The sequence below is a fragment of the Thermoleptolyngbya sp. C42_A2020_037 genome (genome assembly GCF_015272455.1).
Classification (GTDB): Bacteria; Cyanobacteriota; Cyanobacteriia; order Elainellales; family Elainellaceae; genus Thermoleptolyngbya.
In genome coordinates, this window is sequence record NZ_JACYLP010000009.1 from 1 (window position 1) to 17,694 (window position 17,694).

A 17,694-nucleotide genomic window follows, 5' to 3' on the forward strand; every position below is an offset into this window, starting at 1 on the left:
GGCAGCGCAGCACTTCGCCGGGTTGCTCGGCATTGAGGACGATGCCGTTGGGCGGGAATTCCAGGGCGCGAGTCCACTCGAAGCGTTCGGCATAGCGGAGCAGGTGCAGCCGGTCGATGGCCATCTGGGCATCTTCGGGCAGGCCGATGATGTAGTGGCGCAGGCGGCGACGGTGGGGCAGTTCGCAGGTGAGCGGCGGCAGCGAAAACTGGGTCGCCTCCGAGCGTGGGGACGACCAGGTGTATTGAATTGTCAGCATTTGGGGTTTCCTCCTTGGAAACGAGGTAGGGAAACCCCGAAAAGATGGCCGCCCAAACGACGCAAAGCAGGTTTCAAGGCGGCCATACAATAGGCAAAGCCCTGAGACAGCCACTACTGTCCTGGGGTCAGGCGTTGGTAGGTGCGTCAACATCTACCAATGCCGTAATCGACGAACCGGCCATATTTTCGGGGAGTGGAATAAGCTGCGTCTTGGAAAAATTACAGCTTGATGGAAGATTGTAGTAGAGGCGATCGCCCGATGCAAGTAAAATATTGCTACGGAATATGAAGCGCTTCGGCGGAAGTCTTTCAGTGCCAAATCTCCTAGCGCCAAATCTCCTAGCGCCAAATCTCCCGCCTAAAATTCTATCCCCTGCACGACAGACGCGCCGCGGCCTTATCTATCAAACGGGGCAGGGGTCTTTCTTCAGAAGAGGAAAGCCCAGTGCTTCCCGTTGTTTTAGATAAAGCTGGGCAACCTGCCGCGCTAGCCCGCGAATTTTGAGGATGTAGCGCTGCCGTTCGGTGACCGAGATTACGCCCCGCGCGTCTAGCAGGTTAAACGTGTGGGAGCATTTCAGCACATAGTCAAAAGCCGGCAGCACCAGTTCCTTTTCCATCAGACGGGTGGCCTCCTGCTCGAACTGAGTAAACAGGCTGAACAGAAGATCAGGATTGGACGCTTCAAAGTTGTAAGTGGAGTTTTCGATTTCGCCCTGGAGATGGACATCGCCGTAGGTCAGCGTGTCGTTCCAGCGGATGTCGAAAATTGAGTTAACCCCCTGGAGGTACATGGTCAACCGTTCCAGCCCGTAGGTAATCTCGACCGACACGGGATGGCAGTCGATGCCACCGCACTGCTGAAAATAGGTAAACTGCGTCACCTCCATGCCGTCTAGCCACACTTCCCAGCCCACGCCCCATGCGCCGACGGCGGCATCTTCCCAGTTGTCTTCCACAAAGCGGATGTCGTGGTCTTCGGGCTGAATGCCGAGCGATCGCAGCGATTCGAGATAAACATCCAGAATGTTATTGGGCGAGGGCTTGATCAGCACTTGATACTGGTAATAGTGCTGCACGCGGTTGGGGTTTTCGCCGTAGCGCCCGTCTCCCGGTCGGCGGCAGGGTTCCACATAGGCGACCGACCACGGCTCTGGCCCGATCGCCCTCAAAAATGTGTGGGGGCTTTTGGTGCCTGCGCCCTTTTCGGTGTCGTAGGGTTGCACAATCAAACAGCCGCGATCGCTCCAAAACTGATGCAGCGTGGCAATAACAGACTGAAAGTTCACAAGTCCAGCGTCCGGTAATGGGTCGATTCAGATTCTACTACCTGGGAGCGCGTGGATGAGTAACGGGGTGTTGGGGGGACGGGGTGTTGGAGGATGGAGGATCTGATGTTGCTCTTTTCTCTTCTTTTTTCTCCTTTCCCTCTTCGTTCTTCGTTCTTCGTTCTTCTCTCTTCCTATTCCTTTACACTCTTCCTGACATTTCGGTACAATAGCAAACTGGACTATTTGGGAAGGCTCATGGCGAAACGGATTCAGTTAGTTCTTAATCAAGATGTCAGCAAGCTGGGCAAGGCGGGCGATCTGGTGGACGTGGCTCCTGGCTATGCCCGTAACTACCTGCTGCCACAAGGCTTGGCCGTGCATACGACCCCTGGCATTCTAAAGCAGGTGGAGCGGCGGCGCGAGTTAGAGCGTCAGCGCCTGATCGAGCTAAAGAAAGAGGCAGACGTAATCAAAGCCAAGCTGGAGAAGCTCTCTGGTCTGACGATTGCCAAACAGGTTGGGGAAAAGGACGCAATTTTCGGCTCGGTGACGGATCGAGAAGTGGCCGAGGTGCTGCAAGCAGCCATCGGTCAAGAAGTGGATCGGCGCGGCATTACGGTGCCCGAAGTCCGCAAGCTAGGGACTTACCGGGTAGATATCAAGCTGCATCCTGAAGTGACCGCAACGGTAGACATTGAGGTGGTGCCTGCGGACGCAGAGGCGTAAAGATTTGGAGAAGTCTATTGAATAGTACGTAAGTACTCTGCGAGAATAGTCGCAGGGTACTTTTTTGTAAATGCTTTTGTAAATACTCTGCCCAGGTTGTTGCTATAAGCATTGGCTAGATCGGCGGAGTGTTCCTGAGAAAACCTGCTAAATTGCCCCCAAATCCAGCCCTGAGTCCAGCCTGTTTTTTTGCGATCGCCCCCTTGCCGACTCTACCTATAGGGGTACAATAGCGATCGCCTCCTACCGGTAGTATCTTCCAGATGCTTCCAGATAGCAGACTCCAGATACTATCTTCTAGACAGTCTCTCAAGCCTCATCTCTAGCCCACGTCTCCAAGCCTGCTCTCGTTGCTCTGCTTGTCGCCCTGCCTCCCTCGCCTGCCCTATGGTTCAAGAACTGAACTTTCAAGCCTACAGCGATCGCCTCCCGCCTCAAAACATCGACGCAGAGGAAGCCATTTTGGGCGGCATCTTGCTCGACCCGGAGGCGCTGGGTCGCGTCGCCGAGTTGCTGCGCCCCGAAGCCTTCTACATCTCCGCCCACCAGGAAATCTATCGCGCCGCCCTAGCGCTCCAGAGCGAGGGGCGACCCACCGACCTGATGAGCGTCACCAGCTACCTCCACGACCACAACAAGCTCGACAAAATCGGCGGGCAGAGCCGTATTGCCCAACTTGTAGATCGCACGGTCAGCGCCGTCAACATCGACCAATACGCCCACCTTGTAATGGACAAATACCTGCGCCGCCGGATGATTCAAGCTGGCAACGAGGTCGCCTATCTGGGCTACGAAACCAGCACCCCCCTGGAGCAGGTGCTAGACCAAGCTGAGCAAAAGATTTTCAACATTACGCAATCCCGCCCCAACCAGAGCCTCACCGCCACCTCCGATATCCTCACGGCCACCTTTTCCGACATCGAAAGCCGCTCTCTGGGGCTGGTGCTACCCGGGATTTCTTGCGGATTTTATGATCTGGATGCGATGACCCAGGGCTTTCAGCGGTCAGACCTGATCATCGCTGCGGGGCGACCCGCAATGGGCAAAACCAGCTTTTGTCTCAATATCGCCCGCAACATTGCCGCCTTTCACAAGCTGCCCGTTGCCATTTTTAGCCTGGAAATGTCGAAGGAGCAGTTGGTTTATCGTCTGCTGTCAAGCGAAGCCCAGATCGAGAGCGGACGGCTGCGGGCGGGGCGGGTCAGCCAGGATGAGTGGGAGCCGCTGGGCTACGCGATTAGCGCCCTGTCCCAGATGCCGATCTTCATCGACGACACGCCCGATATTTCTGTCACCGAGATGCGCTCGAAGGTGCGGCGGCTCCAGGCGGAGCAGGGCGGGGCGCTGGGGCTGGTGCTGATTGACTATCTGCAACTAATGGAGGGCAGTGGCAGCGAAAACCGCGTGCAGGAACTCTCCCGCGTGACGCGGGCGCTGAAGGGTCTGGCGCGGGAATTGAGCGTGCCGGTGATTGCGCTGTCGCAGCTTAGCCGGGGCGTAGAGTCGCGTACCAACAAGCGCCCGATGATGAGCGACTTGCGTGAATCTGGCGCAATTGAGCAGGATGCTGACCTGATCATCATGCTGTATCGCGACGAATACTATAATCCCGACACGCCCGATCGCGGCATTTCTGAAATTATCATCACCAAGCATCGCAACGGCCCGGTGGGCACAGTGAAGCTGCTGTTTGAGCCACAGTTTACCCGCTTCCGCAACCTGGCCGCACCGGGGCGGGGTTAGGCTTGGGGATTTTGGGCAGCGGGGTCAGGGGTTAGAAATTTGCGGTTATCGTGAAGACTCTGATTATGCACGTTATGCAGGTGTCTTTTGCGATGCCGTTTGCCGCCTGCGCTGTCTGGATCTCTCCCCCTTAATTTCTCATGAACCCGTTTGGACAATCTCTGCTGGATGGACTGGGCGATCGCCTTTTGCAATCCCTCAGCACCCCACTGCAAGCCTGGCTAGCCGCACACCCAATCGCGCAATGGCTGGTAATACATCCCCTGTGGACCCTGGGACTGGTCATCGGGGCGATTGCCCTGCTGGTGGGTCTCTTCGGTGCGATCGGGCGACTCACGGAAAACCTCTGGCTGCGGCTGTTTCAGATGCCGCTGTGGCTATTTGCGTCTATTTTTGGCGGCGGATTCCAGCTTGCAAAGAGGCTGTCACAATCTTCTTCGACCCGACCCTCCAGCAACGCTGACTCAGACAACTCCACCCAGCGGCTTGACCAGATTCTCACCCGGCTGACGGAACTGCACCGCGAAGAGGAGCAATTGCTGGTGGAACTGAAAACCCTGGTTGGGGAAGCTGGCTTAGAAGCGAGCAGCGCCCAGCCGTCCAGCCCTCTCATCTCTGTATTGACCAACGATAACTCTGGGTGATGGCTTGGGGGGATTTTGGATTTTGGATTGGGGATTCTAACTGGAGAAGTTGGGATGGATTTGGGGTTCTGACCCTGGCTCTGCTGTCGCACTACAGTCGCACTACAATGGCCTCAACCGTCCGCTTTCCGCCGAACCCCATGAGAACCCCATGAGTACCTCATGAGCACCCTATGACGACGCTCCGCATTCACGCTGAACTGACACCGCTGACCGTGGAGTTGCCTGCTCAGATGTCGCTAGGTCTGGAGCAGTTTCATGAGCTATGCCGTGCCAACCCCGACCTGCGAATCGAGCGCAGCGCCACCGGAGTCGTAATGATTATGCCCCCCACGTTTTCTGATAGCGGAAACCGAAACTTTAACCTGACCGTGCAGTTAGGCCTGTGGGCAGAGGAAGATGCTACGGGGATTGGCTTTGATTCCAGTACGGGGTTTACGCTGCCCAATGGGGCTATTCGATCGCCCGATGCGGCGTGGATTCGGCTAGATCGCTGGAACGCGCTGAGGGGTGAACAACAGGCCTCCGTTGCCCCGATTTGCCCTGATTTTGTGGTGGAGTTGCGGTCGGCGAGCGATCGCCTCAACCTGCTGCAAGACAAGATACAGGAGTATCTCGACAACGGCGCAAGCCTGGGCTGGCTGATCGATCGCCCTGGTCGCACAGTGTATGTGTATCAGCGCGATCGCCCAGTACAGGTCTTGGAAAATCCAGAAATGCTCAGGGGTGACCCTGTGCTGCCGGGGTTTACGCTGCGTCTCGAAAAAATTTGGTGATGGGCAAGCGCCACGACTGCATCTTTCTCGCATCTTTCTCAGGACGACTCTCTGGTCGCTGCTCCAACCTTCTGGGCAGAACGAACCATAATGCTTAAAAAATGCTTAAGATTATGGAGAGCTTTACACGAATTCATGACCGACTGTAACGGATGAGTGTTGGCCAGGTTCATCGCGCTCCTATCACCGCGCTCCTATCACAAGGTCACCCATGCTGCGTTTAGAACACATCAGCAAAATCTATCCTACGGGCGAAGTCCTGAAGGATATCAACTGGGAAGTGAAACCGGGCGATCGCGTCGGTTTGGTAGGGGTCAACGGCGCGGGCAAATCCACCCAGCTCAAGATCATCGCAGGCGAAATGGAGCCAACGACTGGGGAAATCATTCGCCCTGCTAGTCTGCACATTGCCTACCTGACGCAAGAATTTGAGGTCGATCCGAACCGCACGGTGCGCGACGAGTTTTGGCGGGCCTTTGCCGAAGTGAATCAGATTCATGAAGGGCTGGCAGACGTGCAGCACCAGATGCAGACCGCCTCGCCAGAGGAACTGGACGACCTGATTCATCAGCTTGATCGGCTCCAGCGCAAGTTTGAAGCGATGGACGGCTACGGGCTAGAAGCCAAGATTGAAAAAATCCTGCCGGAAATGGGCTTTACTGCCGAAGATGGCGATCGCCCCGTCAGCGCCTTCAGCGGCGGCTGGCAAATGCGAATGAGCCTGGGCAAAATCCTGCTGCAATCGCCCGATTTGCTGCTGCTGGACGAACCGACCAACCATCTAGATTTGGAAACCATCGAGTGGCTGGAAACCTATCTCAAGGGGCTGACCACGCCGATGGTCATCGTCTCCCACGACCGAGAGTTCCTCGATCGCCTCTGCACACAGATTGTGGAAACCGAGCGCGGCGTGTCCACTACCTATCTGGGCAACTACACCGCTTATCTCCAGCAAAAAGAAGAAGCCCAACTGGCGCAGCTCTCCGCCTACGAGCGACAGCAGAAGGAACTGGAGAAGCAGCAGGCCTTTGTCGATCGCTTTCGCGCCAGCGCCACCCGCAGCACCCAGGCCAAAAGCCGCGAAAAGCAGCTTGAAAAAATCGAGCGGATCGAAGCGCCGACGGGCAGCGTGCGGACGCTCCAGTTTCGATTTCCCGACGCCCCCCGCAGCGGCCGCGAAGTGGTGACGATCCAGGACTTGACCCACACCTACGAAGACAAAATTTTGTTTTTGGGGGCAAACCTGCTGATCGAGCGGGGCGATCGCATTGCGTTTCTGGGGCCCAACGGCTGCGGCAAGTCCACGTTGCTGCGGCTGATCATGGGCATGGAGCAGCCCACCGATGGCAAAGTGTCCCTCGGCGACCACAACGTGATCCCCGGCTATTTTGAGCAGAACCAGGCGGAGGCGCTGGATCTCAGCAAAACCGTGATGCAAACGATTCACGACGAAGTGCCCGACTGGACAAACGAAGAAGTGCGGACGTTGCTGGGGCGATTCCTGTTTAGCAAAGACATGGTGTTCAAAAAAGTGGAAGCCCTTAGTGGGGGTGAGAAAGCGCGGCTGGCCCTGGCCAAAATGCTGCTGCGTCCGGTGAATTTGATGATTTTGGACGAGCCGACCAACCACCTCGACATCCCCGCCAAGGAAATGCTAGAGGAAGCCATTCAAAACTACGACGGCACGCTGATTGTGGTGTCTCACGATCGCTACTTCATTTCTCAGGTGGCCACCAAAATTGTCGAGGTGCGCGACGGAGAACTGCGGCTCTATCGTGGCGACTATCACTATTACCTGGAAAAAGTCGCAGAGGAGCGAGAACGCGCCAAACTGGAGGCGATCGCCGCCGAAAAAGCTGCCAAAGCCGCCGCCAAGCGCGACAAGCAGAAACAGAAAATGAAAGCCAAAAAAGAATCGTCTTAGACGGGCGATCGCCACTGTAAAGGTGCGAGTCGTGAGGTTGCGTTCCGCCTAAATGAAATAGAGGGCATCAGTACAGGGATCAGCGATTAACATGACACAATTCAAGAATCTGGACGAACTGGGGATCGCAATCCGTAGCGAATTGACCGTTAATTGCTACAGTTGATTGCCAGTGATTGCTAATGATTGCTAATGATTTCTAATCGGTTGAATAACAGTTTCTTGTGCTTGAAGCTCAATGGTTTTGTGGCGGGAAATCCAAGTCAGCTTGATCCTGAGAATCTCCAGGGCAAAACCGAGATCGATAGTGTCTCTTTATCGGTTTAGCTAGTTTTGTAATACCCCATACATGCGGAGAAATGTGAGGATTCACACCAGGTTTCTTAACCAGTCCTTAAGTCAGGATAAGGGCTGATACCCTAGACCTAGAGAGCATGTCAGCTTTTCAAAACTTTGGTATCGCAGTATTTTCTGGATGTGCTGAGAATTGAGAACCCTGTCTCAACTGGTAGCGGGACATGGCAGAGTCATCCTTAATTCACCTGGGTGAAATTACTCAGGAAAACTACTCAATTCCTTACATAAGCTCCATAAAAATCTTTTTCCTGATGGAGTTAGGTGATTTTTAAGAATTGGGTGATATTATTGCTGGAAAATTTGCATCACTCATGTAAGTATTTACATACTCAATTGTTTTAAGCACTGAATTCTGTTCTCAACTGTTCCTAATCTGTTGTCATTCAGGCGATTCTCATGGCACAAGCGCCAATCTCTCCAGTAGTTCTGGTCATTCTAGATGGGTGGGGCTATCGTCCCAGCGATGATGGCAATGCGATCGCCACCGCCCAAACGCCCGTGATGGATAGCCTCTGGGCGGCCTATCCCCATACCCTGCTGCAAGCCTCCGGCAAGAGCGTCGGGCTACCCGAAGGGCAAATGGGCAACTCCGAAGTGGGGCACTTGAATATTGGCGCAGGGCGCGTTGTCCCTCAGGAACTCGTCCGCATCAGCGACGCGGTGGAAGACGGCACGATTCTGAGCAACTCTGCCCTGCTCAAGGCCTGTGAAGCCGTGCGCCAGAGCGGTGGCAAGCTGCATCTCGTGGGTCTATGTTCCGACGGCGGCGTGCATTCTCATATCAGCCATCTATCCGGGCTGTTGGAACTGGCCAAGGAGCAGAGTATCTCGGACGTGTGCATTCATGTCATCACCGACGGGCGAGACACCCGACCAACGGATGGACTCGCTGCCCTGGAAACGATCCAGCGTTATATTGACGAAATTGGGGTAGGGCGGATTGTCACCCTCAGCGGGCGCTACTACAGCATGGATCGCGATCGCCGCTGGGAGCGCACCCAGGCCGCCTATGACCTAATGACCCAGGACGGCGAAGGCGACGGTCGTACAGCGCTAGAAGTGCTGCAAGCCTTCTACGCTGAAAACGTGACGGATGAGTTTGTTAAACCGACGCGGATTGCGCCTGGGGCCGTCAGCGAGGGCGATGGGGTCATCTTCTACAACTTCCGTCCCGACCGGGCGCGTCAACTGACTCAGGTCTTTGTAGATCCCAACTTCAGCGGGTTCGAGCGGACGCAAATTCCTAACCTGACGTTTGTCACCTTCACCCAATACGACCCCACCTTCCCGGTGCTGGTTGCCTTCTTGCCGCAAGATTTCAGCAATATTTTGGGTGAAGTTATTTCTCGCAATGGGTTGCGCCAGTTCCGCACCTCGGAAACCGAGAAATACGCCCACGTTACCTACTTCTTTAACGGCGGCATTGAGGAACCCTTTGAGGGCGAAGACCGGGCGATGGTGCCCAGTCCCCAGGTGCCCACCTACGACAGTGCGCCTACGATGTCGGCCGAAGCCGTGACCGATGGGGCGATCGCCGCCATTGAAAAGGGCATCTATGGGCTGATCGTCATCAACTACGCCAATCCCGACATGGTGGGGCACACAGGCAAAATGGAGGCTGCGATTCAGGCGGTCGAGACGGTCGATCGCTGTGTCGGACGACTGCTCGAAGCCATCGGCAGAGCGGGCGGCACTGCGCTAATTACCGCCGACCACGGCAACGCCGAAGTCATGCTGGATGAGGATGGACGGCCCTGGACGGCCCACACGACCAATCCCGTGCCCTTCATCCTGGTCGAGGGCGAAAAGCGGAAGATTCCTGGCCACGGCACCGATGTCGTGCTGCGCGATGGCGGCATCCTGGCAGACATTGCGCCAACCATTCTGGAAATTTTGCGGATTCCCCAGCCTGTGGAAATGACGGGTCAGTCGCTGATTGAACCCGTCGGCTTTGACGTGCGCCAGAATCGGACTCCGGTGCGGGTTTCGCTGTAGAGAAAGTAGGGGTGGGCGTGAGAGGGTGCAGCTTGGGCGATCGCCCCTATGTCCTTGCCCCTATGTCCTTGCCTCTATAGCCCTGCCTCTATGTCCCTGCCTCTATGACCCTGCCCTTAGTGCATTACTCAGCGGCAGGCCGTTCTCACAGCGCTAAACTCTCGATAGAATAGAGCTTGACCGATTTTTGGTCGAGTTTTTAAAGTCGGGCGAGCTCTAGTTCCGCAGCACTCTAGCGACTGGAATTTTGCTCCGACCTCTTTCCCCTAACCCCTAACCCCTCATGACGCTCGTTTCCATTGTTCAAATCATTTGGGCGATTTCTGCCGTTGGACTGATTGTGCTGGTGCTGCTGCATAGCCCCAAGGGCGATGGGCTGGGCGGGCTGGGCGGACAGGCGCAGCTATTTACCAGCACCAAAAGTGCTGAAACCACGCTGAACCGCGTCACCTGGACGCTGACGGTCTTGTTTATTGGGCTGACGATTGTGCTGAGCGCCAAGTGGCTGGCGTAGGGATTGTCAGCGGCAGAGTCAGCCTCGGAGCTAGGTTCAGAGCCAGTCCTGGCAACTGTAAAGGGCGCTTGTAAGGGGCAGTAGCGATGGGGCGATCGCCCCGTTTTCGGGTGGCACTATTTTTCAGCAGTCGTATCGTAGGTGAGTTGGTCAGAGACGTACCGCTGCGGTTCGACGTGAATCGTCGTTCGCACCGGGCTAAAAGCCTCTTCCAGGGCTGCTTCGACGGCTTCGGTAATGTCGTGGGCCGTGTCTACATCTTCGGCACTCACCACCAGATGCATTTCGATAAATACCTGCCGCCCCACCACCCCCCGCGAGGCGATGCTGTGGCAGTTCACCACGCCCGGAACCTGGGTGACAATGGCGTGAATCTTTTCGGGGGCGATCGCCATTTCATCCACTAGCCAGGGCAAGTTTTCCTTCAAGACCTGCCAACCACTCCAAAAGACCAGCAGCGCCACCGGAAACGCCAGCGCCACATCGAGCCACTGCACCCCCAACACCCACACGCCCAACAGTCCAGCCATCACCGTAATCGTGACCCAGACATCACTCATAGTGTGGCGGGCATCGGCCAGCAGGATGGGGCTGCCAATGCGCTCTCCCACGCGCCGTTCATAAAATGTGACAAAAATATTGATCCCCAGTACCAGCAGCAAGAGCCACAGCTCCCAGCCTTCTAGGGTCAGCGGTTCGCCACCGCCCAAAATGCGAGTGATGGCTCCCTGCAAAATTTCAAAACAGGCAATCCCCAAAAATGCACTAATCCCCAGGGCCCCCACCGCTTCAAACTTTTGATGACCATAGGGATGGCTGCGGTCGGGATAGGGAGAGGAGAATCGACTGGCAACCAGCCCCAGGATGTTGTTGGCGGAGTCGGTGACGCTGTGGAGCGCATCGGCCAGCAGGCTGAGGGAACCCGTTAAAAATCCCACAGTCGCCTTTAGCGCCATCACCAGCAGATTTAGTCCCAGCGTGATCAGCAGTACGCGGCGCACGGTGGCGCGATGGTCTTGGCGAGTCATAGGCGGTACGGTAGACAGAAATTAGGCAGAAGTACTAGCGTGCTTTGGCTCACTTCGGACGTTGAGGCGCTTCGAGAAACGTAACGCTCTGGCAAGGGGCGATCGCCCGCTGACCACCTGCTGATTGCTATTATGAGGGCAATCTTGTAACCAGATGAAAACTCTGACTACAAACCCAAGCCCTCTGGTTGTCAGGCTTTGCGCCAAGTTGCCCTCCAACCCTCAACAGAGCAACGATTCTTGTCTTGCTATCAGTCTTCTAAACCGGGTTACTGGACTCTCTGCATAGGGTTAATCCCTGCCAGGACGGCTTTTACTCTTGCATCTAGCCAGGCGTGATCCAGGTCGTGATTCAGGTCGTGATTCAGGTCGTGATTGACTCGTCGCGTCTAGCCAGTTGCATCTAGCCCCTCGCATCTATCCAAGGATCTTCCAATGACGAAGCAAATCATCAAGATCACCGACAGCCGTGCTGTCTTAAAGCGTCGTCCCGTCTATGTCGGTCATCTGCCGCAAAACGAGCAATTCAAAGTAGACGCAGGCACTGAGTATGAAATTCAGTCCTACGCCTATGCCGACTCAGCGGGAGATTTTGACGAACACATCAAGTTTGCGCTCAAGGAAGGCAACCTCGGCGGATTCAACACCTGGTATATCTATAACCGCTTTGCAGAGGTGCTATCGGACGGCGAAGTGGTGTATCCCATCGAAGAGCAAACCGCCGCGCAGATTTTAGAAATCACCCAAGACACGGTCATCAAGCGCCGCCCCGTGCCCGTTGCAGAACTCACCGAAGAAGAAATCTTCAAAGTCCCAAAAGGTATGACCTTTGACCTGCATTCCTACGCCTATGCCGATTCCAGCGGCCCGCTCAAGGGGCATATTCGCTTTGCCATCAACAATCCAGAGCAATACATTCGCGGTATCAGCCTGTGGCATGTGTCGGACCAAGAGGCCCAGGTAAAATTTGATGACAAAGTAGTGTATCCGATTCCGGCGGCGGCTCCGGCGGTGGCAATGGCGACCGCTGCGGCGGCTCCGGCAGCCGCACCCAAAACCTTCTCTGGCAAGGAGATCAAGCTAGTTGGAAATCGGGGTACAGTCTATTCTGACCAGCCGATTATTCCCAATGGTTCCTTTACCTGGGGCGAGGCGACCCACAACTGCACGCGACTGCCCCAAACGGCTGAGCATGTAGAGAATATGGTAAGACTGGCGACGCAGCTTGAAAAAGCCCGCCAGCAAATCGGCAAGCCCTTCCGGATTACCTCTTGGTATCGTCCAGAGCCATTCAACTCCAAAGCAGGCGGAGCGCGGCGCAGCCAGCACCTCGGCGGGGGGGCGGTGGATATTGTCGTGCAGGGCTATATGGGGGCAGATCTGGCGAAAATGCTGGTGGGCTGGTGGCCAGGCGGACTGGGCATCTATGCGGGCAACCGACGGCATATTCTGCATCTAGATGTAGGCGTGAAACGCAAGTGGGGCTTTTGATGACGCAACTGAGATTAAATTTGGTGGAAGGGTCGGTGTCGTTTAGCTTTTCGCCAGCAGCCGCGCAAGAGCTAAAGGGGGCGATCGCCCTCCTGATGGAACACCTGAAAGCTGTATCGTCTAGCGGCACTGGCGGCCGCCCCAGCCCGAAACCGCCGATGGAATATCAGCATACGGGCGAGGTGTTTCTAGAAATTTTCTGCAACCCCAACATCTGGCCCAGCCCCTTTGCGGCGAAGGTGCTGGTGACGGTGCGCGACGACCGCATCCGGCTAACGACCGAAGCAGAACTGACGCGCCTGCTAGAGGATGTGAACGAGTATTTGGGGGTTGATTAATTGGTTCCGCATCCCTCGCCTCCAGACTAGAAAGCAGAAAGGGAGTCCAGCGGTCTGAACTCCCCATTTGAACTGTTGTTTGGGACTCTTGAAAGACTGGAATGCCCAGTCAGTGATCGTCTTCGGCAGCACTCGGAGCCTGCCCAATGCCCAGCGCTTTCTTAGACTGTTTGAGCTGCTTCCAGAGCGCTTTAATCTCCTGGTAGGTTTCTTCAGGAGAGAGCTTGCCGTTGGTTTCCAGACCGCACAGCAGGCTGACTCGGTGAGAAAACTCTTGCAGGTTGGCGTTGAACACCAGGTTTTCGGGTTTGACCGGGCCATAGTAGCGGCTGCGCGGCGCGAAGAAATTAGAGTAATCAGCCATGAATGCCTCCTTGAGGGCTTAACGAGTTCTTAACCTATGGTTAACCTAATTATCCCTAATTTTCAAGGCGATCGCCCACCTCTTAAGGCTTATTCAGGGATGGGTGATGTCATAGGCGCATTGCAGCAAGTCGTTTACGACATAGGGCTTGGATAAAAACATGCTGGCACCCGCCTCCAGCATCCCGTCTCGGTTCGACGCCGTCTCTGACCAGCAGCGTCCTGATAATTATCGAAGGATCTTTAAGCAGTCTGCACGCGACTGTTAGCTGGCATCCTGGTCAATACAAAGTCTTTCTGTAACCATAGGACTTACGCATCTGGAGGATTTCTCGCTGGCTGTGTCCGCGAGAAATCCTCCAAAACCCAGAAAATTTATCGCAGGTGCATAAGTCCTGAAATAATAGCTTGAAGAAAAAAATTATGGGAATGTCCTGTGAAGTCAATAGCATCTTAAAGTTAAAGCCTTCTCAAGGCTATCCTTCTCAACTTGAGAAGGGAAAGAGATATTTTGCCCAAAAAGAGGGATATAGAATTGTTCCAGTAGATGTTCCCATTCCTTTGGTGGATGAGGATTGGTTTGCTCATGCAGACATTAAAATTCACAAGCTTGTTTGGGAAAACGGAGCTACTAGTATAGATTTCGAGATTGATAGGATATACGAGTCTCCCTTTTTGACCAAAGCTTAGAAGGATAATCAGGGCGCGACGTGCAACTGAAGTTGGGGTCAGAAAAGTCCAACTGAATGATTCTAGAAATGCGACCTATCTAGACTGAGTGGGGCTAATATTTGGGACTAGTATTTGTGGCTAATATTTGGGGCTAATATTTGGGGCTAATATTTTTATCGAAATTAGTAAAAGTGGCGATCGCGCTTTGAACCCTTGCTGGCGATCGCTTTAAGTTTCGTTGCAAATCTGAGCCTTTGGCGGGCGATCGCCCCGATCCTGTGGTTTCTTGAAAGGGAACGAATACAGCCCTGACTTTTCTCGCAGGGTGGCAATTTTGTGACGGGTGGGCAGCAGGATGGATGGGTTTTGGCGATCGCCCCTGGGGTCTGGCAGAAGACGGCTAAACTGGCGCTGGTTCGGGCTGGCGATCGCGCTCTGTATCAGCCTTCTGGCAGTTGGACGAATGGGGCTGACGCAGCAGCCGACCCATGTTTCGGTGCTGATTCAGGCGCTAGAGGGCACGCAGTGGGCCTCGCTTATTCAAGAATTTGAGGCGCAAAATCCCGACATCAAGCTGGATGTGATCGAAGGCCCCAACGCCACTAATCTGGTCGAAGACCTCTACACTTCGTCGTTTTTGCTGGGCGACTCGCCCTACGACCTGGTGTACATGGATATCGTCTGGGTACCGAAGTTTGCAGCAGCGGGCTGGCTGCTAGATCTGAGCGATCGCGCTGCCCAAAGCGACCTGAGTGATTTTCTGACCACCGACATAGACGGCGGCCGCTATCGCGACGGGCTATACCGCATTCCCCTGCGCTCCGACGCTGGAATGCTCTACTATCGCACGGACATCCTGGAGCAGCTTGGCGCACAGCCACCAGACACCTTCGACGAACTGCTGGACATTTCCCGCGCCGCCAAGCAGGCCGGATTGGCGGACTGGGGCTACGTCTGGCAGGGGCGGCAGTATGAAGGGCTGGCTGCGATGTTTGTGGAAATTTTGGAGGGCTTCGGTGCGTTTTGGGTGAATCCGGAGACGCGAGACGTGGGGCTGGATTCTTCAGGGGCGATCGCCGCTGCGGAATTCCTCAAGCGCACCATCGATGAGGGAATTTCGCCCCCCGGCGTGACGACTTACCAAGAAAACGAAGCCCTACGCCTGTTCCAAAGCGGCAACACCGTCTTTATGCGAAGCTGGCCCTACGCCTGGGCCCTCAGCAATACCGAAGATTCCGTCATTCGCGGCAAATTTGGCATCAAGCCAATGGTTCATGCCCCTGGCTTTAATAGCGGCGCGTGCCAGGGCGGTTGGGGCTTTGGCATTGCCAAGACCAGCCGCCATCCCGATGAAGCGTGGCGCGTCATCGAGTTTTTCACCAGCACCGACGCCCAGCGCCAGTTCATCCTGGAAAGCAGCTACGTGCCCACAAGGCGATCGCTCTTCACCGACCCCGCCATCGTCGAAAAATTCAGCCATTATCCCGCCCTGCTGCCCGTTCTCGATGCCACCGTGCTGCGCCCCCCCATCGGCCAATATGCCCAAGCCTCCGACATCCTCCAGCGCTACCTCAGCGCCGCCATCACCGGCCGTAGCTCGCCCGAAGACGCGATGCAGGCAGCCGCAGCAGAGACTCGACGACTGTTAGGAACGTAACTCAGAAAACCCAGAGACCGAGAAAAGCACAGATAGGGCAAAAGCTGCCATCGCCCTTTCGCACATCCAAAACCCAAACCCCAAAATCCAAAATCTACAACCCCCCATGACCCAATCCACCCTCCAACAACGCGATTCGCGAAGCGATCCCTACGGGAATCGCCGCACGGGTTGGCTGCTAGTGGCTCCGGCGCTGCTGCTGCTGGCGGTGGTGTATGCCTATCCGATTCTGCGGGCGTTTTGGTTGGGGCTGTTTACCCAAAACCTGGGGACGGAACTACAGCCGGTGTTTTCGGGATTCGAGAACCTGGGGCGGATGACAACCGATGGGCGCTTTTGGCAAAGCCTGGGGAATACGACAGTGTTCACCCTGTCCTCGCTGACGCTGGAGCTAATTTTGGGCATGGGCATGGCGCTGGTGCTAAATCAGGCGTTTCGCGGGCGGGGCTGGGTGCGGACGATCGCCATTTTGCCCTGGGCGCTGCCGACGGCGCTGATCGCGCTGGGCTGGGTGTGGATTTTCAACGATCAATACGGCGTGTGGAATGACATCCTGATGCGGCTGGGCATTTTGCGATCGGGCGTGAACTGGCTGGGCGACCCGACGCTGGCGATGCTGGCGCTGATCGCGGCGGACGTGTGGAAGACGACCTCTTTTGTGGCGATTTTGCTGCTGGCGGGGTTGCAGTCCATCCCGCAAGACCTGTACGAAGCCCATGCGATGGACGGGGCCACCCGCTGGCAGAGCTTCCGCCAAATCACCCTGCCGCTGCTAATGCCGCAGATCGTGATTGCGTCGCTGTTTCGCTTTGCCCAGGCCTTTGGCATTTTTGACCTGGTGCAGGTGATGACGGGCGGTGGCCCGGCGGGCGCAACGGAAACCGTGTCTGTCTATATCTATGCCACCGTGATGCGCTATCTCGACTTTGGCTATGGCGCGGCGCTGGTGGTGGTGACATTTTTGCTGCTGGTGGCAGTGGTGGCGATCGCCACTATCCTCCTTGCCAAAGCCCGCAGCGCTACCGGAGAAACGCGATGACGACCCAGCCTGGTTTGACGGAACCGCAGCGCACCCCGATTTCATGGCGGCAGGTGGGCAGGGTGGGGGCGATCGCCCTCGTCGTCGTCCTCAGCCTCGCACCGATTTTGTGGCAGGTGTTGACTTCGATCAAGACCAACGCCGACATTTCCGCCGTGCCGAATGTCTACTTTCCCACCCGCTTTACGCTCCAGCACTATACAGAACTGTTCAGCCGCCGCCCGTTCCTCACCTACATGCTGAATAGCTTCGTCGTGGCAGTGATTTCCACGGTGCTGTGTTTGGTCATCGGCACACCCGCCGCCTACGCCCTGGCCCGGCTGAAGCTCCCCGGTGAAAATGTGCTGCTGTCGCTGATTCTGATCGTCACGCTGTTTCCCTATATCCTGCTGTTTCTGGGACTGCTGGAGCTGGTGCGGGCCGCCGGCCTGGGCAACAACTACCTGGCGCTGATCATTCCCTACACTGCGATCAACCTGCCCCTGACGATTTTGGTGATGCGGAGCTTCTTTCAGCAGCTTCCCCGCGACCTGGAAGACTCCGCCAAGGTCGATGGCTACAATACGGGGCAAATGCTCACCCAAATTCTCCTGCCGCTCACCGCTCCCGCCCTCGTCACCACGGGCATTCTGGCATTCATCTTCGCCTGGAACGAGTTCATCTTTGCGCTCACCTTCATCACCCGCGAGTCGATGAAAACCGTCCCCGTCGCCGCCGCCCAAATCGGCGGCACCAGCATCTTTGAAGTGCCCTACGGCCCCCTCGCCGCCGCCACCGTCGTCGGCACCCTGCCGCTGATCGTGCTGGTGCTTCTCTTCCAGCGCCGCATCGTCCAGGGCCTCACCTCCGGCGCAGTCAAAGGTTAGTCAAGACAATTGTTTTAGAGACAAGAACA

Annotated in this window: 17 protein-coding genes; 13 read left to right on the plus strand and 4 right to left on the minus strand. The window is 55.9% G+C overall.

Features of this window, described 5'->3' with window-relative positions; translation table 11 throughout:
- Positions 1 to 259, minus strand: a 259-nt coding sequence (locus IGS16_RS02475) for a hypothetical protein (protein ID WP_297083052.1), incomplete at its 3' end; no start/stop codon positions are given.
- 406 nt (positions 260 to 665) lie between these two features.
- A complete protein-coding gene (gene glyQ / locus IGS16_RS02480; protein ID WP_297083054.1) occupies positions 666 to 1,550 on the minus strand; it encodes a glycine--tRNA ligase subunit alpha in 885 nt (294 codons plus the stop codon).
- Positions 1,551 to 1,787: 237 nt separating this feature from the next.
- Here glyQ and rplI point away from each other — a divergent pair, with 237 nt between their 5' ends.
- The 7 genes from rplI to secG all read left to right on the plus strand — a co-directional run bounded on the left by rplI (position 1,788) and on the right by secG (position 10,211).
- The gene (gene rplI / locus IGS16_RS02485) at positions 1,788 to 2,258 is read left to right on the plus strand and encodes a 50S ribosomal protein L9 (protein ID WP_068509765.1); all 471 of its coding nucleotides are present in this window, start codon (positions 1,788 to 1,790) and stop codon (positions 2,256 to 2,258) included.
- Between the two features lie 387 nt (positions 2,259 to 2,645).
- The gene (gene dnaB / locus IGS16_RS02490; RefSeq protein WP_297083057.1) at positions 2,646 to 4,001 is read left to right on the plus strand and encodes a replicative DNA helicase; all 1,356 of its coding nucleotides are present in this window, start codon (positions 2,646 to 2,648) and stop codon (positions 3,999 to 4,001) included.
- Positions 4,002 to 4,141: 140 nt separating this feature from the next.
- The gene (locus IGS16_RS02495) at positions 4,142 to 4,645 is read left to right on the plus strand and encodes a hypothetical protein (protein ID WP_297083059.1); all 504 of its coding nucleotides are present in this window, start codon (positions 4,142 to 4,144) and stop codon (positions 4,643 to 4,645) included.
- A gap of 173 nt (positions 4,646 to 4,818) precedes the next feature.
- Positions 4,819 to 5,421, plus strand: a complete 603-nt coding sequence (locus tag IGS16_RS02500) for a Uma2 family endonuclease (protein ID WP_297083061.1) — start codon at positions 4,819 to 4,821, stop codon at positions 5,419 to 5,421.
- A 211-nt stretch (positions 5,422 to 5,632) separates the two neighbouring features.
- On the plus strand, positions 5,633 to 7,345 hold the full coding sequence (locus IGS16_RS02505) for an ABC-F family ATP-binding cassette domain-containing protein (RefSeq protein WP_297083063.1): 1,713 nt from the start codon (positions 5,633 to 5,635) through the stop codon (positions 7,343 to 7,345).
- Between the two features lie 753 nt (positions 7,346 to 8,098).
- Positions 8,099 to 9,697 carry a 2,3-bisphosphoglycerate-independent phosphoglycerate mutase gene (gene gpmI, locus IGS16_RS02510; RefSeq protein ID WP_297083065.1) on the plus strand — a complete coding sequence of 533 codons (1,599 nt, stop codon included), beginning with the start codon at positions 8,099 to 8,101 and terminating at the stop codon, positions 9,695 to 9,697.
- 283 nt (positions 9,698 to 9,980) lie between these two features.
- Entirely contained in the window at positions 9,981 to 10,211 is a 231-nt protein-coding gene (gene secG / locus IGS16_RS02515) for a preprotein translocase subunit SecG (RefSeq protein WP_172354524.1), read from the plus strand.
- Between the two features lie 116 nt (positions 10,212 to 10,327).
- On the opposite strand, the gene IGS16_RS02520 is transcribed toward secG, so the two are convergent.
- Positions 10,328 to 11,239, minus strand: coding sequence for a cation diffusion facilitator family transporter (locus IGS16_RS02520; protein ID WP_297083066.1), 912 nt, complete (start codon positions 11,237 to 11,239; stop codon positions 10,328 to 10,330).
- 435 nt (positions 11,240 to 11,674) lie between these two features.
- Here IGS16_RS02520 and IGS16_RS02525 point away from each other — a divergent pair, with 435 nt between their 5' ends.
- Positions 11,675 to 12,730 carry a D-Ala-D-Ala carboxypeptidase family metallohydrolase gene (locus IGS16_RS02525; RefSeq protein WP_297083070.1) on the plus strand — a complete coding sequence of 352 codons (1,056 nt, stop codon included), beginning with the start codon at positions 11,675 to 11,677 and terminating at the stop codon, positions 12,728 to 12,730.
- A complete protein-coding gene (locus IGS16_RS02530) occupies positions 12,730 to 13,068 on the plus strand; it encodes a hypothetical protein (RefSeq protein WP_297083071.1) in 339 nt (112 codons plus the stop codon). Before IGS16_RS02525 ends, IGS16_RS02530 begins: the two co-directional genes overlap by 1 nt.
- 109 nt (positions 13,069 to 13,177) lie before the next feature.
- Here IGS16_RS02530 and IGS16_RS02535 read toward each other — a convergent pair whose 3' ends face one another.
- Entirely contained in the window at positions 13,178 to 13,432 is a 255-nt protein-coding gene (locus IGS16_RS02535) for a hypothetical protein (protein WP_297083073.1), read from the minus strand.
- A 422-nt stretch (positions 13,433 to 13,854) separates the two neighbouring features.
- On the opposite strand from IGS16_RS02535, the gene IGS16_RS02540 reads away from it, so the two are divergent.
- The 4 genes from IGS16_RS02540 (at position 13,855) to IGS16_RS02555 (ending at position 17,665) form a co-directional block, all read left to right on the plus strand.
- On the plus strand, positions 13,855 to 14,121 hold the full coding sequence (locus IGS16_RS02540; protein WP_367185710.1) for a DUF2584 family protein: 267 nt from the start codon (positions 13,855 to 13,857) through the stop codon (positions 14,119 to 14,121).
- A gap of 337 nt (positions 14,122 to 14,458) precedes the next feature.
- On the plus strand, positions 14,459 to 15,760 hold the full coding sequence (locus tag IGS16_RS02545) for an ABC transporter substrate-binding protein (RefSeq protein WP_297083076.1): 1,302 nt from the start codon (positions 14,459 to 14,461) through the stop codon (positions 15,758 to 15,760).
- A gap of 106 nt (positions 15,761 to 15,866) precedes the next feature.
- Positions 15,867 to 16,799 (plus strand): carbohydrate ABC transporter permease, encoded by a 933-nt coding sequence (locus IGS16_RS02550; protein WP_297083078.1) that lies wholly within the window; start codon positions 15,867 to 15,869, stop codon positions 16,797 to 16,799.
- Positions 16,796 to 17,665 (plus strand): carbohydrate ABC transporter permease, encoded by an 870-nt coding sequence (locus tag IGS16_RS02555; protein WP_297083080.1) that lies wholly within the window; start codon positions 16,796 to 16,798, stop codon positions 17,663 to 17,665. Before IGS16_RS02550 ends, IGS16_RS02555 begins: the two co-directional genes overlap by 4 nt.
- Positions 17,666 to 17,694 lie beyond the last annotated feature (29 nt).